Source organism: Providencia sp. PROV061 (assembly GCF_011045655.1).
GTDB classification, from domain to species: domain Bacteria; phylum Pseudomonadota; class Gammaproteobacteria; order Enterobacterales; family Enterobacteriaceae; genus Providencia; species Providencia hangzhouensis.
This window is the reverse complement of sequence record NZ_CP042861.1, coordinates 1,158,078-1,174,560: the sequence shown is the minus strand read 5'-3', so window position 1 is coordinate 1,174,560 and position 16,483 is coordinate 1,158,078. Positions and strand designations below refer to the sequence as shown.

Below are 16,483 nucleotides of genomic sequence, written 5' to 3'. Positions count from 1 at the left end.
TTAAATAATATTTGCTACTTATCATACGCCAAAATGCAAAAAATAAAACTTGCCACCACCATAATATAATTTGAATTATATCAAGTATTCTTAAACTAAAAGGTAACTATATCGCTACCTTTTAGTTGCTCAATACACATATATTCTCATCAAAAAACATCGCGTTGATGTAATGGCGGTTGCTGCTGCATAAATACAAATAATTCCTGTTGTGTCGGAGCCGCAGCGATAGCGCCTTTTTTAGTTGTCGCTAATGCACCACAAGCCGTAGCTTGCGAGATGACCTTCATCAATCCCTCTTTTTCGTTGACTAGCCCATATTGTGAGATGGCCGCCAATAACCCTGCCATAAATGCGTCACCTGCACCAGTAGTATCAATACTTTCAACTAAATAAGCACTTACGGCTATTTGAACTGAGGGGGTGAACACCTGACAACCTTTAGCACCTTGAGTCACAATTTTTAATTGAGCAGGGTAATTTTGCAATTTAGCTATGGCATTCTCAAAACGACTTTCTTGCGTTAACCACAGCAATTCATCATCCGAAAGTTTTAAAATATCTGCTTGTTTTGCAAAATTATCAACAATTTGGTGCATTTCGTCGGGATCTGACCACATTTGCGGACGAATGTTAATATCAAAGCTCAGTAACCCGTCAGCGAGCTTGAGTTGTTCGATAGCTGTCGATAGTGATGCTCTGCATTGATGGTGCACCAGAGCTAATGAGCAAAAATGCAAAATATCATTACCAAATTGCGGTAAATTATTTATCGTTAAAAATTGGTCGGCCGAAGGAGAAACTAAAAAAGAAAATTCACGTTCTCCATTTTCGTGTAACGAGACGAGAACAGTACTTGTTTTATACTTTTCATCAAACTCCATCGCACTAGTATCAACCCCTATATCAAATAGGGTTTTCTGCATAAAATGCCCAAAAGCTTCTTCGCCGACTCGCCCAATAAAACCACTGTTTTGCCCTAAGCGTGCAACACCCGCGGCAACATTCACAGGTGCTCCACCAGCACAAGCTTCATATTGCATGTTTTGAAGGGGGATTAAATCAATGACAGCATCCCCTAATGCCCAAACTTTCATTATGTCTCCTTTGCGAGTTTTATATTTTTAACCTTCATTCTTATTCATAGCTAGCACATTACCAGCTCATAAAAATAAAACTAGTAAACGCAAACTGTTAACGTTAACATTGAGTATAAAGAAACCAGCAAATAAACGCACCTATTATTGAATTTCATGTGCTTATTTTGTTATTGCGATCGAAAAACATTCAGGAAGCCATAATGAAAAAACAACTTGAACTAGCCAACGAAGCCATCAAAACAGCAAGGAAAAATATGGACTTGCAGTTTTACCCACAATACCACCTTGCCCCTTATGCAGGCTGGATGAATGACCCTAATGGTTTGATCTATCATCAAGGCCAATACCATGCATTTTATCAACATCATCCATTTAGTGCGATTTGGGGCCCCATGCATTGGGGGCATGCAACAAGTACAGATATGGTACATTGGGAACATCAGGCAATTGCGTTAGCACCTAGTGAAGACTATGACCGAGATGGTTGTTTCTCAGGATCTGCAATTAGTTACGATAATAAATTATATCTGTTCTACACGGGCCACATCTGGTTAGCAAATCCAGGTGATGATAGTCAAATCATCCAATCACAATGTGTTGCAATCAGTGAAGATGGTATTCATTTCGAAAAGAAAGGTGTTGTGCTGTCTGCACCCGATGGTTATATGCACTTTCGAGATCCTAAAGTTTGGCGACAAGATGGAAAATGGTGGATGGTCGTCGGCGCAAGAGACTCCCAAGATCAAGGACAAATACTTTTATTTAAGAGTACAGACTTATTAAATTGGGATCAAAACTACCAAGTTCTGGCAAAAACTGACGACGATAATGTTTATATGTGGGAATGTCCTGATTTCTTTCCATTAGGTGAACAATTTGTTGCCCTCTTTTCACCTCAAGGAAAAAAGGCAAAAAATTATCAGTATCGAAATCTATTTCAAAATGGTTATTTGGTTGGTAATTGGTCTCCTAATTCATCTTATAAAATTTCACATGCATTTACAGAACTTGATTTCGGCCAAGACTTTTACGCACCTCAAACCTTTTTAGCTAAAGATGGCCGCCGTATCGCTATCGCTTGGATGGATATGTGGGAAAGCCATATGCCCACACAAAAACATGGGTGGTCAGGATGTTTTACTTTACCTAGAGAGCTAACACTGAATGAACAAGGTAAAATTGTCGCTAAACCTATAGAGGAATTGAAAACATTACGTCAGTCCGCAAGCCATTTTCCCGCAACAACACTAGCTAAAAACAGCACAATCATACTGAATGAGAATGCGACAAGTTGTGAAATAGAACTTATCTGGGACTTACCGCAAAGCCCTGCTGAAAAATTCGGCTTTTGGGTAGGATACGGCGTACAGTTTTACATTGATAACCAAAGTCAGCAATTAACCTTAATGCGTCATTACCCTGAATATACAATTAGTGATAGTCGTTGTGCGCCAATACCTGAAGGTCATCAACTTAAAATAAATGCTTTTATCGATCACTCTAGCTTGGAAGTATTTATTAATGATGGTGAACTCAACTTTAGTTGTCGAATCTACCCCCATCAAAGTGAGCGGGACTTAAGATTATTTGCAATAAATCAGCAAGCAAAGCTCGAAAAAGCGATTTATTGGGAGATCAAAAAATCCATTGAATAGCAAGCTACTAGATTTGCTTTTCTCTGCAAGGTTAAAAAGAATTACGTTCTAACAAGTCGCAAGCAACATATTCAACACTATTTTGCTGCCGTTCTTCTATGATGTGTAAAGCGGCTTGTTGGCCTAATTGATAGTGCGGTAACACAACCGTACTTAATGGAGGATAAAATAGTTCCCCGACACCTATCATATTATCATAGCCAAGTACTGCGATATCTTGTGGAATACGTAAGCCACGGCTAAGTAGTACTTGGTAAGCTAAAAATGCTATACGGTCATTTCCACAAATAATGACATCAAAATTCGGTTTTTTATTCTTAAAATGACTATTAATTAAAGCTATAACATCTAAATAATGCTCATCGCCTAACTCTAAATGGTGTTGCTGAAGTGATGCTAGCGGTAAGTCAGCACTTGCCCACGCAGACTCCACTGCTTCACGGCGCATTTTTCCAGCAAGTGTCTCTTGCGGAATATAAAGACAAAGAGGATTTCGATACCCTTTCTCTATTAAGCGTTTTACTGCATTAAATTGACCATTAAAATCATCTGGCACATAAGCAGGGAACTGCCCATTTTTATCTATGCAATTAGCAAGAACCAAACGATTATTATGTAATGTTTCTGGAATCGCTACTTCTCGAAGCCCCATCGTAGTATAAATAATACCATCAGGCCGCTGAGATAATAATTGTCGGACAGCTCTTTCACTATCTTCGCTAGATGTAATATTAACTACAAAGCTACTCCAGCCGAATTGTCTCGCGGTTTGTTCTATTGAAAGAATGATTTCTACAGAAAAAGGGGTAGTTGCTGTATCGAGGGCCAAAACACCAACTGTCGAAACCCTAGAGCTTTTCCCTCTGATCTTTCGCGCTGAAAAATCAGGGACATAATTGAGTGACTCAATAGCTTGTTGGACTTGTTTCAAGGTTTCAGGCTTTAGTAATTCAGGGCTATTAATTGCCCTTGATACAGTCATCAATGAAACATTTGCAAGTCGAGCTACGTCTTTTAAAGAAGCCATTAAGTATATTCACTCATCAAAACTAGGTAAGTATTAATTTTAACATGTTAGATATAAAAAGTACTTAATCTTCGTCAATTCACAAGTTAAGAGCTATCACCTCAAAAAACAACATAAGTGTACATCTAAGACTTTTTATGACTAATGATTTAAGATATTATTGATTAGCTTTAGCAATATTTCTGTCTATCACTTTATGATAAAAACACATTTAATAAGTAAAATCACCTAAAATGTTACACGTCATTAATCGAATATTACCCAATGACACAAACTTTAACTATTGTTTCTATTTTTATATTAAATTTAACTAGATGATGTTTTTAATATAAATTAAGGTCAGTATTACATTAATAAAAAAAACAACGATCAGTAGAAAATATTATTGTGGAATTTAAATTTCACTTTATTTATCTACGTATTTTATCAGATTAGTATGAATATCAAATCAGTTCAACAGGAGTATGGTGATGAATAACACCATTCACGTAATCGTAGAAAGTGATAATGTCTTTAAGAATAAACTGAAATTAATGATGGAATCTTTTGGTTTTATCTTTAGATTTTATAATAACGAAGAAGTGTTTATGAGTAATTATACTTATCCTAATGAGGGTAATGTAAAGGAATGTATTTTATTATTCTTAAACAATGATGAAAATCGTATTAATCGATTAAACAATATAAATAATTCATTTGGTATTGTTCCATTCATTGTACTTGCCGAAGAGCCTTCTATCAGTCTATGTCGAGAAAGCTTTAAAGCTGGAGCATTTGATTTTTTTCCTTTTCCTTTCAAGGACATCGAAATATCAAATTCCATTAGTAACGCGATGGAATTATTTTTAAGTATGCATGAAAAGCATAAAAAATATACTCATCTCTCTGATAAATTTAATCGTCTTTCGGTTAGAGAAAGAGAAATTATGGATATGATATTAGAAGGTAATACCAGTAAAGAAACCGCAGAAAAACTGTCATTATCACCAAGAACTGTAGAGGTACATCGCTCTAATATTTATACAAAATTAGGAATAAAATCACTACCACAACTTATTCAAGAATACGAATATATTAATACCTATCCTAGATATATTTAATCTATATGCTATGTTTACCTTCTTATAGCGTTATTATTTCTGATGGCTTGATTCTAAGCCATCAGAAATTAACTATATGAAAAATACCTAAAGGTACTATAATTTAGATAAATATAGATTAATATTCTGTTAATTTTGAAATAATAACTTATTTTTATAAGTGATAAAAACAACACCACTCTGTTATGGATTAAAAACCTAAGTAAATTAATAATTCAGATGGTAATAATAACCACTAATAATCACAAAATAAAATTACATTTTTTTTAGTTATTAAAGTATTATTTACCCTCCCCATATCTCACTACTTTTTTAGTAAAACAATAACCTTTATCAACAAACTTTCTCTCTCATAAAACTAAAAAAATAAGGCTACAAACGACATACCTCTTTACCGTATCCAAGCATAATAAGCATCGTTTTCATTTTGTTTTCTCGATACATCAAGTAACGATACAAGTAGATAGATTACGCTTTATTTATCTATCGGCTGTCGTTCAAAATGTTGGTAAATATTTCGCGCTTCGCTGTTTTTATGCTTTGTAGCTGTTCAAAAAACACGCGAAAGCGCTATTTTTTTACCATTCAGAGCATATAGAAGAGCTATTTGTAGTCCTTAATGTTAATTTCGTACTGCTTTAGCTTGCGCCATAATGTTGTCCGTCCCATATCAAGGACTTTATGCATTTTTTGAATTTTACCTTTGCAAGCTTGTGCAACTTCAATAATCAAAGCTTTCTCAACTGAATGAATATCTAAGTTAGCGAACCGTTGTTCGTCCTTATCTACCTTAAAAACACCTTGTTCGTAATAGCGAAATTTCAATTTTTCACTCACTTCCCTTGCTAAGGATTGCGTAAGTGCAAACAAAATATTGCAACTATTCTTAGTTGAAGATAAAACAACAACGAGTACAGGCTCACCAGTATGTGAATACACTGGTGCTAAGTAATAAAAAATTCCATGTAATTCAATTGGCTCTGCATACAACCTAAGCTGAGCCCCATAAGTTAAATTATCAGATAGTAAATTTGCTATCTCAAAGTTACCATCAAGCTCATGACTGAGCCAAAGCGTTTTCCCATCAGTGCTCAGTAGAGAACTGCGAATATTATTATCATGTAACGAGGCTAATCCGCTCTCAATGGTTGTATGAGCAAGCTCTACGATATATTCATAATTATCTGAATTATAAATACTTTCTTTTACAGGTGTTGTAGTTGGAAATATTAAATGAGTTGACATAGTTATCCTTATTCTTCGATAAGAGTTATCTGATTATGTCAATTTGCCATTTAATTATTATATTCTAGATCAAGTTATTAATTGATAGGTTTACAACCATTGATCCACATCAATTTTTCATAATTAAAAGTAGTAAATCAATGTGGTAAAAAAGAAAATGGCTAACTGAATCTATCTAAGTTAGCCATATACACTTCTAGAACGCTTTTATTAAATTAAGCAGTAACAATATTTCCCCACAGATCATATTCATCTGCATGCTCAACTAATACTTTCACTATATCCCCAACGCTAACCTCAAATTCACCATTGAGATAAACCATACCATCAATTTCTGGTGCATCAGCCATACTACGGCCAATAGCACCTTCATCATCAACTTCATCAATAATGACTAAAATTTCTTTACCAATTTTATCTTGTAATCGCTGTGTAGAAATTTGCTGTTGTACTAGCATAAAACGATGATAACGATCTTCTTTTATTTCCTCAGGAACTTGATCAGCTAGTTCATTCGCTTTCGCTCCCTCGACAGGGCTATATTTAAAGCAGCCGACTCGGTCCAACTTAGCTTCCAATAAGAAATCTAATAGCATTTGGAAATCTTCTTCTGTCTCACCGGGAAATCCAACAATAAATGTTGAACGTAAGGTGAGTTCAGGGCAAATTTCACGCCAATGTTTAATCCGCTCAAGTGTTCTTTCAACGGCACCGGGGCGTTTCATTAATTTTAAAATTTTCGGACTTGCATGCTGTAATGGAATATCTAAGTAAGGTAAAATTTTACCTTCTGCCATCAACGGGATAACATCATCAACATGTGGATAAGGGTAAACATAATGTAAACGCACCCATACGCCCATTGAAGCAAGTTGTTCGCATAACCCCACCATGCTAGTTTTTACAGGCTGACCATCCCAAAAACCCGTTTTATTTTTAACATCAACACCATATGCAGAAGTATCTTGGGAAATAACCAGTAACTCTTTGACTCCTGAAGCGACCAGACGCTTAGCTTCATTTAACACATCCCCGATTGGACGGCTATCTAAGTCCCCTCGCATTGAAGGAATAATGCAGAAAGTACAACGATGATTACACCCTTCGGAAATTTTTAAATACGCATAATGCTTTGGTGTCAATTTTACCCCTTGTTCAGGGACTAAACTCAAGAAAGGGTCATGTTCAGGCTTCGGAACATAGTGGTGAACATGATTAAGTACCTGCTCATAGCTATGTGGGCCAGTGATTTCTAAAACTTTTGGATGTACTTCACGAATTTGGTTTTCTTTCGCACCAAGGCATCCTGTCACAATCACTTTACCATTTTCATTCAGTGCTTCCCCAATCGCTTCTAATGATTCCTGCACTGCACTGTCGATAAATCCACAAGTATTCACAATGACTAAGTCAGCATTATCATAGCTTGGAACCACTTGATAACCATCAGTGCGTAATTCAGTTAAAATGCGTTCTGAATCAACTAGGTTTTTCGGGCAGCCGAGAGAAACGAAACCAATTTTTGGTACCGGATTAGTATTTTGCGACATAACTCACTTCTTTTATTGTGTTATAAATATTGTTTTAGAAAAATGGGCGAAATTTTACCTGAAGAATTGAGGGAATTGTATAAATTTTTGTCGAAAATAAAGCTAAATTTATTAGGACTAAGCTTACACTATACAATCCACAGGCATATAATAATGACAGAATAAAAGGACAAAATGATGGGAATTACCGAACTTCCAGATGAAATTGATTTTCTATGTTTTTTCGAAAATGAGCCATTCTTAAAAGATATACAAGATAACATAACATTTGGTTATGAGTATAAAAAACGAAATGTTACTTTATTATTTTACTTTACTGCACTAGAAGGCAGAGTAACGCTAATGCTTAAAGTCGATGATGTTAATGTTATGGTACAACCTATCCGCTATGTCGAGATAATAAGATTAGATAAAAATACTATGATAATAAAGTGTAACGAAAATAGTGGATTGCCTGAAATCTCAGTACAATTAGAACCAACAATATTAATTAAGAACCATATACCTTATTGGTTTGATTGAGTTTTTATGTTCTCTGATATTAGTACTTCTTGCACTAGATTATTATAACCATACAAAACTGTAGCATTACCATCATTCTGGCAGCCAAGAAACTTGTTATTTTTAGAGTTTTTGAAACTCTATTTTTTGTGATTTTAGTCACTGTTTATTTTCATTGCACATTACCTAAGTTAAATTTACAATATTTACCACAAAATTATTAGCATATAGGAAGTACCATGTCATATTTGATCTATTTAAGCTTACAAGGCGATAAACAAGGTTTAATTTCTACTGGATGTTCATCCAAAGACTCAATTGGTAATCGTTATCAGCTTGGTCATGAAAATGAAATTCAAGTTATTGGTTTAAATCATTCAATGACAAGAACACAAAACTCCTCCCATCATCCAATTCAAATATTAAAACCTATAGATAAATCATCACCATTGCTAGGTGTTGCATTGAATAATAATGAATTATTTAGTGCTGTCTTTTACTTTTATCGGACAAGCGGGCAAGGCGGATTAGAAAAATTCTATGAGCTAAAATTAACAAAAGCTTCATTAGTTGAAGTTTCTTGCGTTTACCCTAACTCCATTAACAATAATGAATTGATGCCATATGAAAAGTTATTAATGAAGTACGAATCTATATCATGGCGACATTTAATGTCAGGCACAGAGGGATATTCAATATCCAATGATAATGTTTTTTAATTTTAAAAGGTGACCTTTCACCTTTTAAAAAAAAGAATTATCTTTCGATAAAATGGAACTATACAGATGGTAATGAAGCTTAATAAAAACCAATGATTTGGGAAGAAAATAATGTAAATAATGATTACGCTAATAGTAGCTACTGTAATCAATACATTACTTAGTAAGTCTTTAAAAAAATAAGATATAAAATCCTTCATTAAATTATCCTACAATCAAATCAACTATTGTAGATGCTATATCGTCATCAGTATGCTTTCCATTTACAAGATATAACCCTTTCTCTAACTTAGGCTTTGGAATGAAATACAGCATTTCAATTCCCTTACCATAAAGCTTCCAATAAAAATATGGGTCATTCCAACTTAACTGCTCAGCAGCAATAGCCGCTTGTTCAAACCGACCATAACCACCAATTGCTGTAAATGCAATATTTGAAACCATTTTAACATTTTTTCTAACAACAGGACTAAATAGAATTATTTGGTATAGTGATTCAACTATAGCTTCAATGATAACCATTTTTGTAAGTCTTTTTGTTGCAAGCTTTGCACTATGACCTAACCGTTTAAGTATCTTATCATAAATGCTGTTTACCTCACTTTCACTTTTTTCAATTAGTGCTAATTCAATATAAGTATTAACAATATCTTTTATTGGATTATAATCAAATGAAAATGTTCTAATAGCTGAAACTAGCCTACTATCTTGGTTGTGTATGACATTATACTCATCATCATTAAAAGCATAAGAGATCGCTCTTCTCATTGACCGATTAAGCCCATCACCTAATGCATCATAAACATCAACTGCTATTTCTTGAACCCCTGCAATGCCTTTATCCATCGCAATAGCAATCATCTCTTCTTCTTTTGTCAGATTAATAAAATGTTGCTCAATGTAATCCATTCATTTGTACCAGTTAAAATGACTTATGCTAAATTTCAGTTTAGCAGAATGATTACAAAACGAAAGAGCTAATATTTTTATGCTATGAGATGAACACAATAGTGATATTCAACTAAAAATAACGTAATTGCATTGAAAACACCCATTAAGATGGTAACTTACTGAAACTAACCCACATTTAACTATTACATCTTTTTATATCGAAGTAATAACAATATGCGTTCAACATATAGCCAATGACAAAGAAAGTTGCACTTACATTTAAATATTATTTTAATTCTCAATTACCCGATAAAACTGTAGCATTTCCATCATTCGGGCAGCCGAGTGAAACGAAACCAATTTTTGGTACCGGATTAGTATTTTGCGACATAACTCACTTCTTTTATTGTGTTATAAATATTGTTTTAGAAAAATGGGCGAAATTTTACCTGAAGAATTGAGGGAATTGTATAAATTTTTATCGAAAATAATATGAATTTAAATCTAGAATAGATAGAAACAAATCTTGCTTTTAGTCGGTGATTTTCACAAATCATTTTGTAAAAACCACCTAAAAATGCCAATCAGCGATTAATTGAACGAGCAATACGTGAGTAAGTGTGCCTAACCCCTCGGATCACAATACTATAATTTAAAATATTCTCAGGTAATGCAATTCCGTTATACCCTGAATCACCAATATGATGTAAATCTGTCCCGGCCATTTTACACATTAATGCTATTTGCCGAATAGTTTGTAAATCTGCGCCTTCTTGAGAAGTCCCAATCGCTGTCATTGTCATCACACCTTGGGAATGGCAATAACCCACCATTTTTTGCACAAACTCTAACGAGATCCCGGGGACCGTTCCTGGAGCCGGAAGCAAAATGATATCTGCACCACTGTTAATAAAGGTACGAATATCATCTTCTGTTATGAGTTGCTCAGCCGAGGCATTCAAAACCCCTGCCGCGTGCATTTTCCCTGTAATAAGCACAATATCTTCGCCAACAACAGCTTTAAGCTCTTTAAGGCTCTGGTTAATTTCCTGATTAGTGACTCCATTTCCAGGGTTTCCCGTTAAAACAATAATGTCAGCACCCATTTCTTTTAACTTAATGGCATTTTTTACTGTTGCTAACCGCCCCTCTGACATTTTCCACTGCGCATCCTGTGTTGGATTATTAAATCCCTCAGGTACGGGCTCTAAATTAACGCCTATTGCTCTCCCCGTTAAACGCTTAAGCGTTCGAATGATTTCTTCGGGTTCAATCCCTTCGGGCAGACCTTGCATAATCGGTTGATTAACATCAAAAACATTCAGCAACAGGATATCGGCACCTTGGCTTGCAGCTAATTCAGCATTCGTTACCGTCATTAATACAGGCTGAATTATACCAATGGTTTCAGAAACCAATATTCGCCCTTCACTGGCTTTAATTGATTCTAATAGATTCTTTTTATTGAATTTTGCGATTTCTGAAGCTGAACAATCAAGATAACGTCGTTGCATGGCTATACCTTTAGTTTCAACAAAATTGATGAAAAACTCATTTGTCATGAATATCTACATTCAAAATATATCACGTAGATAATAATAAACTGCCTAATAGAGCACACTATTAGCAAGTTATTTTTTGAAGAATAATAACTTTTTCTAACACATAGATTTTTATATAAAAATAATCATTCTCAGCAACGCGTTGTCAACTTATCAGAAATTATCACTTGTTTTTTATTAATAGTAATGATTATCATTACTACTCTATATCACTTATGGTAAGGACAAAAATAATGAAACTCGCCTATAAAGCTGCTGTTTCAGGTCTCGCGTTGTTTTCAATCTCAGCATTAGCTCAAGAGTACCCTCTCGGTCACCCTGTGATCAAAAACGGAATGGAAATCCAAGGTGTTTATTTACAGCCCATTACAATGGATACCGAAGAAGGCCATCATGCGATGTCTCACTTAGCTGCAGATAAAGCAGATGTCCACTTAGAAGCAGATATTCACGCTGTTGAAGATAACCCAAATGGCTTTGCAGAAGGCGATTGGATCCCTTACCTGACCATTGAGTATTCAGTGACTAAACTCGGTGATAAACCACAAACTCAAACAGGCACATTTATGCCTATGGTGGCGAGTGATGGCCCTCATTATGGGGAAAACATTAAATTAGATGGCAATGGTAAATACCGCGTCACCTATAAAATTTACCCGCCATCACACAATAAAGAAGTTGCCTTTGGGCGCCATATTGATAAAGAAACAGGTGTAGCCCCTTGGTTCCAACCTTTCGAAGTCTCTTGGGACTTTGACTACGCAGGTGTTGGCCGTAAAGGTAGTTACTAATTTTTTTATTAAAATTAGATAAGGGCTTAGCCAAGGGAGTTATCTTGCGTAAGCCCTTTTTTGTTTGTCGTTATTAAAGGATAAACCAAGCCAAAATGAAAACATTACTGAGCTTTTTACTGGTTATCACTTGTACAATAGTTCCCTTATCTTCATTTGCTGCAGAAAAATATACTGTCGAATTAGAAATGAAAAATGGTGATCTCATCCCGCGAGTTCTTGAAGTTCCTGCAAAAACGATTATCCGCATTAAAATTACCAACACAGGTACTGAACCCGCAGAGTTTGAAAGCATTCAATTAAGAAAAGAAAAAGTTTTAGCGCCGGGTGCAAGCTCAGTAGTGGTAATCGCACCACTGAAACCTGGTACGTACACTTTTTTTGATGACTTCCACCTTTCTCACCCCAAAGGCGAGATCATTGCGAAATAAAAGGATTTAGCATGGGACAAGTTCTGTTTGTTGTTTGGCGTGAAAGCTTTGAAGCGCTACTTGTCATTGGCATTATTTATGCGTGGATTAAACGTCACCCTGACGCACATAATGGTATGAAATACCTTTGGGCTGGTGTCGCTATCGGGGTTATAACCTCAATCTTATTGGCGCTTCTCATTTATGGCGTATTCAATGTCCTCGATGACACTGGGCAATCACTATTTATGATTTTTATGGAGTTACTCGCCTGTGTCCTGATTGTCCAAATGGTGTATTGGATGAACAAACATGGAAGTTCAATGAAATCCGAAATTGAATCAGGAATAAGACGTAATGCCGCCCACCATAACTGGTGGGGAGCCGCATTGATTATTGCTATTGCCATTGCCCGCGAAGGGAGTGAAATCGTCGTCTTCCTATCTAGCTTTATTATGTCGCTAACCACATCTAATGCCTCGACTTTCTTTATCGAGGTCGGTGGTGGAATTGCGATTGCAGGTCTTACACTTTATGTTTTCCTACTAACAAATCGCTTAATTTCGTGGTCTATCTTCTTTAAAGTTACAGGGGTTATTTTATTATTCCTCGCATTATCTCTCTTACTTAAAGGTGTAGAAGAAAGTGCTAACTTATTGATTGAATATGATTTCGCTATCCCTGAGTTTTTAATTTACCCCGCTTGGGATACAACTGCATTTCTCGATGATTCTGGTATTGCTGGCAATTTTATCTCTTCTTTCTTTGCCTACCGTTCACAACCGATTTGGCTCAGCGTCATTACCTTTGTCCTTTATTGGGCTATTGTGATCCCATTGTTTGCTCGGAGCAAAAAAAATGTCTAGCTCACTGAGGCGGAATATCAAATGGATGTCTTTTAGCTTAATACTCAGTGTTGCCATTCCTACTTTGGTTCAAAGTAAAGCACTAAGATCCCCTGTGCAAACAGGGGACAACATCATTATTGCTAAAGGTGATATACCCACTCCAGAAAAATATCAACATGCAATCCAAACCTATTTAACCTTTGCCACTAATCAATTGGCAGAAATGGTCACACAATTGGAATTGTTGCAACAGAATTTACAGCAAGGGAAGCTGCAACAAGCTCAAACAGCATATATTCAAGCTCACCAGTACTATGAAACAGTGCGCCCGATTATTATTTTATTTGGTAATACGGATAGGACAATTAACCCAAGAGCCGATTATTTCCTCGATAAAGAAACAGATTACCGCTTTACGGGGTTTCATCTTGTTGAGTACCAGCTATTTATGCAAAAGGATGCCAAACTTGCGTTAGCGGCAAACCAAGAGCTATTACTCAAAGGGCGTGATTTGCATAAACGAGTAGCAACTGAAACCATCGAAATACCCAAGCTCGTGCAAGCCTCGGCTGATTTTATTGAAATGATCTTAGAAACGAAATTGGGGGGTAAAGAAAATATCTACAGTTTGTCTGATTTAACTGATATTGCCGCTAATTTAAAGGGAGCACAAAAAATAATTGGGGTTCTTAAACCTTTTATCAAGCCAGAAACACTGGATAAAATACAGCAAAATGAACAGCTGATTAACCAAATAATGCAGACATATCAACTGTCAAATACCACATATCAACCCTATAGCCAATTACAATTAAAAGACAAAATGGCACTTTATTCATTACTCACTCAGCAAGCTGAAACCTTAGCCAAATTACGTGCTGAGCTTGATGTCGATGTTTACTATAAATATTAAGGCATATATTTATGCAAGCTAAACTTAGTAGTATATTGCAAACCAACGGAATGTCTCGGCGTAATGCCCTAAAAATGCTCGCAGTTAGTAGCGCAGTTTTAGCAGCTCCAACATTAAAAGCGCAAGGGAAAATTGCTAATTGCCAGCTCACCTATAACAAAGCAATCAATTATCTTGGGCTACACCAAGCCGGTGTTTTAACGCCTGAACCCAAAAATGCCACTTTTATTGCATTTAATACTACAGCGAATTCTGTCGAACAATTACAAACTGTTTTTACTTTACTGACTCAGCGTATTGCTCACTTAACTCAACCCCAAATAGAGCCGTCAATCAATAACGATAAGATGCCTCCGGCAGAATCAGGTATTCTTGGGACACAACAACAACCCGACTCACTAACTATCACCGTTGCTTTAGGAAATTCTCTTTTTGATAATCGGTTCGGCTTAAATAAAATTAAGCCTAAACATCTTAGTGAAATGACCAGTTTTCCTAACGATCGACTAGAACAAAAATGGTGTGGTGGTGATCTTCTTCTGCAAATATGTGCGAATAGCCAAGAAAGCGTTATCTATGCATTACGTGACATCCTACGTCATATTTCGCCATACAGTTTTCCTCTCTGGAAAATAGATGGTTTCTTACCTGCAAGAGATATTGATAACCACTCAACTCCTATCAACCTTTTTGGTTTTAAGGATGGAACAGGAAATGCGCCTGCCGATGACAATTCGTTAATGAACGAATTAATATGGATAACAAAAGGCAGCCAAGAACCGTCTTGGTGCGACGGAGGGACATACCAAGCAGTACGTCTCATTCGTTTTAATTTAGAGTTTTGGGATAGAACCCCCTTAGAAGATCAAGAAAATGATTTTGGCCGACATAAAGACTCGGGAGCACCAATCGGCATGAAAAATGAGCATGATGATCCTGAGTTTGAAAAAGATCCTCATGGTGACCGTATTTTATTTGATTCCCATATGCGCCGTGCAGAGCCTCGTAACCCTGAACGTTATACCGCAAAACTAAGGCGAAGAAGTTATAGCTATTCACTGGGGTTAACAGAAACAGGAACTCTCGATATGGGCTTAGTTTTTGTCTCTTTTCAACAAAATTTAAAGACAGGCTTTATTGACACTCAAAAACGGCTCAATGGTGAACCACTTGAACGTTATATCAAGCCTTTTGGTGGAGGGTACTATTTTGTATTACCTGGAGTCCAATCGGCACAAGACACACTTGCTGAAAAAATGTTTACAGCCTTAAAACAAACTAGCTAATTATATTTATAAAATGAAAGCCCTTATTACATTTGCCGTAAGGGCTTTATTCGAAGCGATATCATCTCTTTTTAATTGAACACATTATTATTTTTTACGTTCCTTCACATCCGCTTCGACTTCCTGTTTCCAGTCCTCTGATATTGGCGCAGACATTTGTTTAGCTTCCACCGCTTTATTTACAGCACGATAAGCTTTATCGTAACCTGTCCCATCTTGCACATAACCAGTAGCATTTGAACTTTTAATCCCAATATTTTCCGCTTCAGAAATGGCATCAATATTGGCTCCTAAGAAAATAAAATCCCATTTATCTTCTGTTTCAGCTGACTTAATCATAGCTTTAATTTTCGCCTGGGAATATTTACGGCTACTATTTTCTTGCCCATCTGTAATTATTACAAAAAGGACATTATTATTTTTAGTAACCTTTCTATTCTCTTGCATTTTTTCAATGCCTTCTCCTATTGCGTCTAACAATGCGGTATAGCCACCAACAGGATAATCATCAAGTGTTAGATTAGAAACTTTTGCAATGGGTTCTCTATTATGAAGTAAACTTGTTTTGTCATTAAATAAAATAGTTGTAATGTAGGTTTTTGCTTTTTTTCCTTTATTTTCAGTTAATACACTATTATATCCACCAATTGTATCAGTCTCGAAACCTGACATAGAGCCACTTTTATCAAGAATGAATACTAAATCTAAAACATCGGGTTCTTTTTTGGTATCAATAATAGTTGTACTGCTAGCGACAGAAGAAAATAAAAACAAAAATACAGCTGATATGACGGTGAAAACAGATTGTATGGATAAATTCATCGCCGAGTTCCTTGGTGAGGTTAATAAAAATATAACTACCCCAATCTCGCTTTTTCGCCAATT

16 protein-coding genes are annotated in these 16,483 nt (G+C 35.8%); 9 read left to right on the top strand and 7 right to left on the bottom strand.

The genetic code is table 11. From position 1 onward, the window contains the following. Window positions 1–149 precede the first annotated feature (149 nt). Window positions 150–1,097 carry an aminoimidazole riboside kinase gene (locus FVA72_RS05285; RefSeq protein WP_110592274.1) on the bottom strand — a complete coding sequence of 316 codons (948 nt, stop codon included), beginning with the start codon at window positions 1,095–1,097 and terminating at the stop codon, window positions 150–152. Window positions 1,098–1,300: 203 nt separating this feature from the next. Here FVA72_RS05285 and FVA72_RS05280 point away from each other — a divergent pair, with 203 nt between their 5' ends. Next, window positions 1,301–2,755 carry a glycoside hydrolase family 32 protein gene (locus FVA72_RS05280; RefSeq protein WP_110592275.1) on the top strand — a complete coding sequence of 485 codons (1,455 nt, stop codon included), beginning with the start codon at window positions 1,301–1,303 and terminating at the stop codon, window positions 2,753–2,755. A 31-nt stretch (window positions 2,756–2,786) separates the two neighbouring features. Here FVA72_RS05280 and FVA72_RS05275 read toward each other — a convergent pair whose 3' ends face one another. Then, window positions 2,787–3,782 (bottom strand): LacI family DNA-binding transcriptional regulator, encoded by a 996-nt coding sequence (locus FVA72_RS05275; RefSeq protein ID WP_004260608.1) that lies wholly within the window; start codon window positions 3,780–3,782, stop codon window positions 2,787–2,789. A gap of 470 nt (window positions 3,783–4,252) precedes the next feature. Here FVA72_RS05275 and FVA72_RS05270 point away from each other — a divergent pair, with 470 nt between their 5' ends. Continuing rightward, entirely contained in the window at window positions 4,253–4,882 is a 630-nt protein-coding gene (locus FVA72_RS05270; protein WP_110592276.1) for a response regulator transcription factor, read from the top strand. A 603-nt stretch (window positions 4,883–5,485) separates the two neighbouring features. Here the strand turns inward: FVA72_RS05270 and FVA72_RS05265 are convergent. Together FVA72_RS05265 and rimO are read right to left on the bottom strand one after the other, a co-directional pair. Continuing rightward, window positions 5,486–6,127, bottom strand: a complete 642-nt coding sequence (locus FVA72_RS05265; RefSeq protein ID WP_110592277.1) for a helix-turn-helix domain-containing protein — start codon at window positions 6,125–6,127, stop codon at window positions 5,486–5,488. A 215-nt stretch (window positions 6,128–6,342) separates the two neighbouring features. Further along, complete coding sequence (gene rimO / locus FVA72_RS05260) at window positions 6,343–7,677, bottom strand: 30S ribosomal protein S12 methylthiotransferase RimO (protein WP_110592278.1); 1,335 nt, start codon at window positions 7,675–7,677, stop codon at window positions 6,343–6,345. Between the two features lie 174 nt (window positions 7,678–7,851). On the opposite strand from rimO, the gene FVA72_RS05255 reads away from it, so the two are divergent. Both FVA72_RS05255 and FVA72_RS05250 read left to right on the top strand, forming a co-directional pair. After that, the gene (locus tag FVA72_RS05255; RefSeq protein ID WP_137018913.1) at window positions 7,852–8,199 is read left to right on the top strand and encodes a hypothetical protein; all 348 of its coding nucleotides are present in this window, start codon (window positions 7,852–7,854) and stop codon (window positions 8,197–8,199) included. A gap of 218 nt (window positions 8,200–8,417) precedes the next feature. Next, window positions 8,418–8,897: an Hcp family type VI secretion system effector gene (locus FVA72_RS05250; RefSeq protein ID WP_110592280.1), complete on the top strand. Its 480-nt coding sequence runs from the start codon at window positions 8,418–8,420 to the stop codon at window positions 8,895–8,897. Window positions 8,898–9,101: 204 nt separating this feature from the next. On the opposite strand, the gene FVA72_RS05245 is transcribed toward FVA72_RS05250, so the two are convergent. Further along, window positions 9,102–9,806 (bottom strand): hypothetical protein, encoded by a 705-nt coding sequence (locus FVA72_RS05245; RefSeq protein ID WP_110592281.1) that lies wholly within the window; start codon window positions 9,804–9,806, stop codon window positions 9,102–9,104. 566 nt (window positions 9,807–10,372) lie between these two features. Continuing rightward, the gene (locus tag FVA72_RS05240; RefSeq protein ID WP_110592618.1) at window positions 10,373–11,302 is read right to left on the bottom strand and encodes a haloacid dehalogenase-like hydrolase; all 930 of its coding nucleotides are present in this window, start codon (window positions 11,300–11,302) and stop codon (window positions 10,373–10,375) included. A gap of 281 nt (window positions 11,303–11,583) precedes the next feature. Between FVA72_RS05240 and FVA72_RS05235 the strand changes: the two genes are divergently transcribed. The 5 genes from FVA72_RS05235 to efeB all read left to right on the top strand — a co-directional run bounded on the left by FVA72_RS05235 (window position 11,584) and on the right by efeB (window position 15,598). Then, window positions 11,584–12,141 carry an iron transporter gene (locus FVA72_RS05235; protein ID WP_094960937.1) on the top strand — a complete coding sequence of 186 codons (558 nt, stop codon included), beginning with the start codon at window positions 11,584–11,586 and terminating at the stop codon, window positions 12,139–12,141. A gap of 95 nt (window positions 12,142–12,236) precedes the next feature. Further along, window positions 12,237–12,572, top strand: a complete 336-nt coding sequence (locus tag FVA72_RS05230; protein ID WP_004260622.1) for a cupredoxin domain-containing protein — start codon at window positions 12,237–12,239, stop codon at window positions 12,570–12,572. Between the two features lie 11 nt (window positions 12,573–12,583). Further along, window positions 12,584–13,417 carry an FTR1 family iron permease gene (locus tag FVA72_RS05225; protein ID WP_094960936.1) on the top strand — a complete coding sequence of 278 codons (834 nt, stop codon included), beginning with the start codon at window positions 12,584–12,586 and terminating at the stop codon, window positions 13,415–13,417. Next, window positions 13,410–14,312 (top strand): EfeM/EfeO family lipoprotein, encoded by a 903-nt coding sequence (locus tag FVA72_RS05220; RefSeq protein ID WP_094960935.1) that lies wholly within the window; start codon window positions 13,410–13,412, stop codon window positions 14,310–14,312. The genes FVA72_RS05225 and FVA72_RS05220 overlap by 8 nt, the downstream gene beginning before the upstream one ends. An 11-nt stretch (window positions 14,313–14,323) precedes the next feature. Next, window positions 14,324–15,598, top strand: a complete 1,275-nt coding sequence (gene efeB / locus FVA72_RS05215; RefSeq protein WP_004260629.1) for an iron uptake transporter deferrochelatase/peroxidase subunit — start codon at window positions 14,324–14,326, stop codon at window positions 15,596–15,598. A gap of 87 nt (window positions 15,599–15,685) precedes the next feature. Here efeB and FVA72_RS05210 read toward each other — a convergent pair whose 3' ends face one another. Continuing rightward, window positions 15,686–16,420 (bottom strand): vWA domain-containing protein, encoded by a 735-nt coding sequence (locus tag FVA72_RS05210; RefSeq protein WP_050763767.1) that lies wholly within the window; start codon window positions 16,418–16,420, stop codon window positions 15,686–15,688. Window positions 16,421–16,483: the final 63 nt, after the last annotated feature.

Coding starts and splice junctions, on each gene's coding strand:
- FVA72_RS05285 (WP_110592274.1), bottom strand. CDS start 1,097: ATGAAAGTTTGGGCATTAGGGGATGCTGTCATTGATTTAATCCCCCTT.
- FVA72_RS05280 (WP_110592275.1), top strand. CDS start 1,301: ATGAAAAAACAACTTGAACTAGCCAACGAAGCCATCAAAACAGCAAGG.
- FVA72_RS05275 (WP_004260608.1), bottom strand. CDS start 3,782: ATGGCTTCTTTAAAAGACGTAGCTCGACTTGCAAATGTTTCATTGATG.
- FVA72_RS05270 (WP_110592276.1), top strand. CDS start 4,253: ATGAATAACACCATTCACGTAATCGTAGAAAGTGATAATGTCTTTAAG.
- FVA72_RS05265 (WP_110592277.1), bottom strand. CDS start 6,127: ATGTCAACTCATTTAATATTTCCAACTACAACACCTGTAAAAGAAAGT.
- rimO (WP_110592278.1), bottom strand. CDS start 7,677: ATGTCGCAAAATACTAATCCGGTACCAAAAATTGGTTTCGTTTCTCTC.
- FVA72_RS05255 (WP_137018913.1), top strand. CDS start 7,852: ATGATGGGAATTACCGAACTTCCAGATGAAATTGATTTTCTATGTTTT.
- FVA72_RS05250 (WP_110592280.1), top strand. CDS start 8,418: ATGTCATATTTGATCTATTTAAGCTTACAAGGCGATAAACAAGGTTTA.
- FVA72_RS05245 (WP_110592281.1), bottom strand. CDS start 9,806: ATGGATTACATTGAGCAACATTTTATTAATCTGACAAAAGAAGAAGAG.
- FVA72_RS05240 (WP_110592618.1), bottom strand. CDS start 11,302: ATGCAACGACGTTATCTTGATTGTTCAGCTTCAGAAATCGCAAAATTC.
- FVA72_RS05235 (WP_094960937.1), top strand. CDS start 11,584: ATGAAACTCGCCTATAAAGCTGCTGTTTCAGGTCTCGCGTTGTTTTCA.
- FVA72_RS05230 (WP_004260622.1), top strand. CDS start 12,237: ATGAAAACATTACTGAGCTTTTTACTGGTTATCACTTGTACAATAGTT.
- FVA72_RS05225 (WP_094960936.1), top strand. CDS start 12,584: ATGGGACAAGTTCTGTTTGTTGTTTGGCGTGAAAGCTTTGAAGCGCTA.
- FVA72_RS05220 (WP_094960935.1), top strand. CDS start 13,410: ATGTCTAGCTCACTGAGGCGGAATATCAAATGGATGTCTTTTAGCTTA.
- efeB (WP_004260629.1), top strand. CDS start 14,324: ATGCAAGCTAAACTTAGTAGTATATTGCAAACCAACGGAATGTCTCGG.
- FVA72_RS05210 (WP_050763767.1), bottom strand. CDS start 16,420: ATGAATTTATCCATACAATCTGTTTTCACCGTCATATCAGCTGTATTT.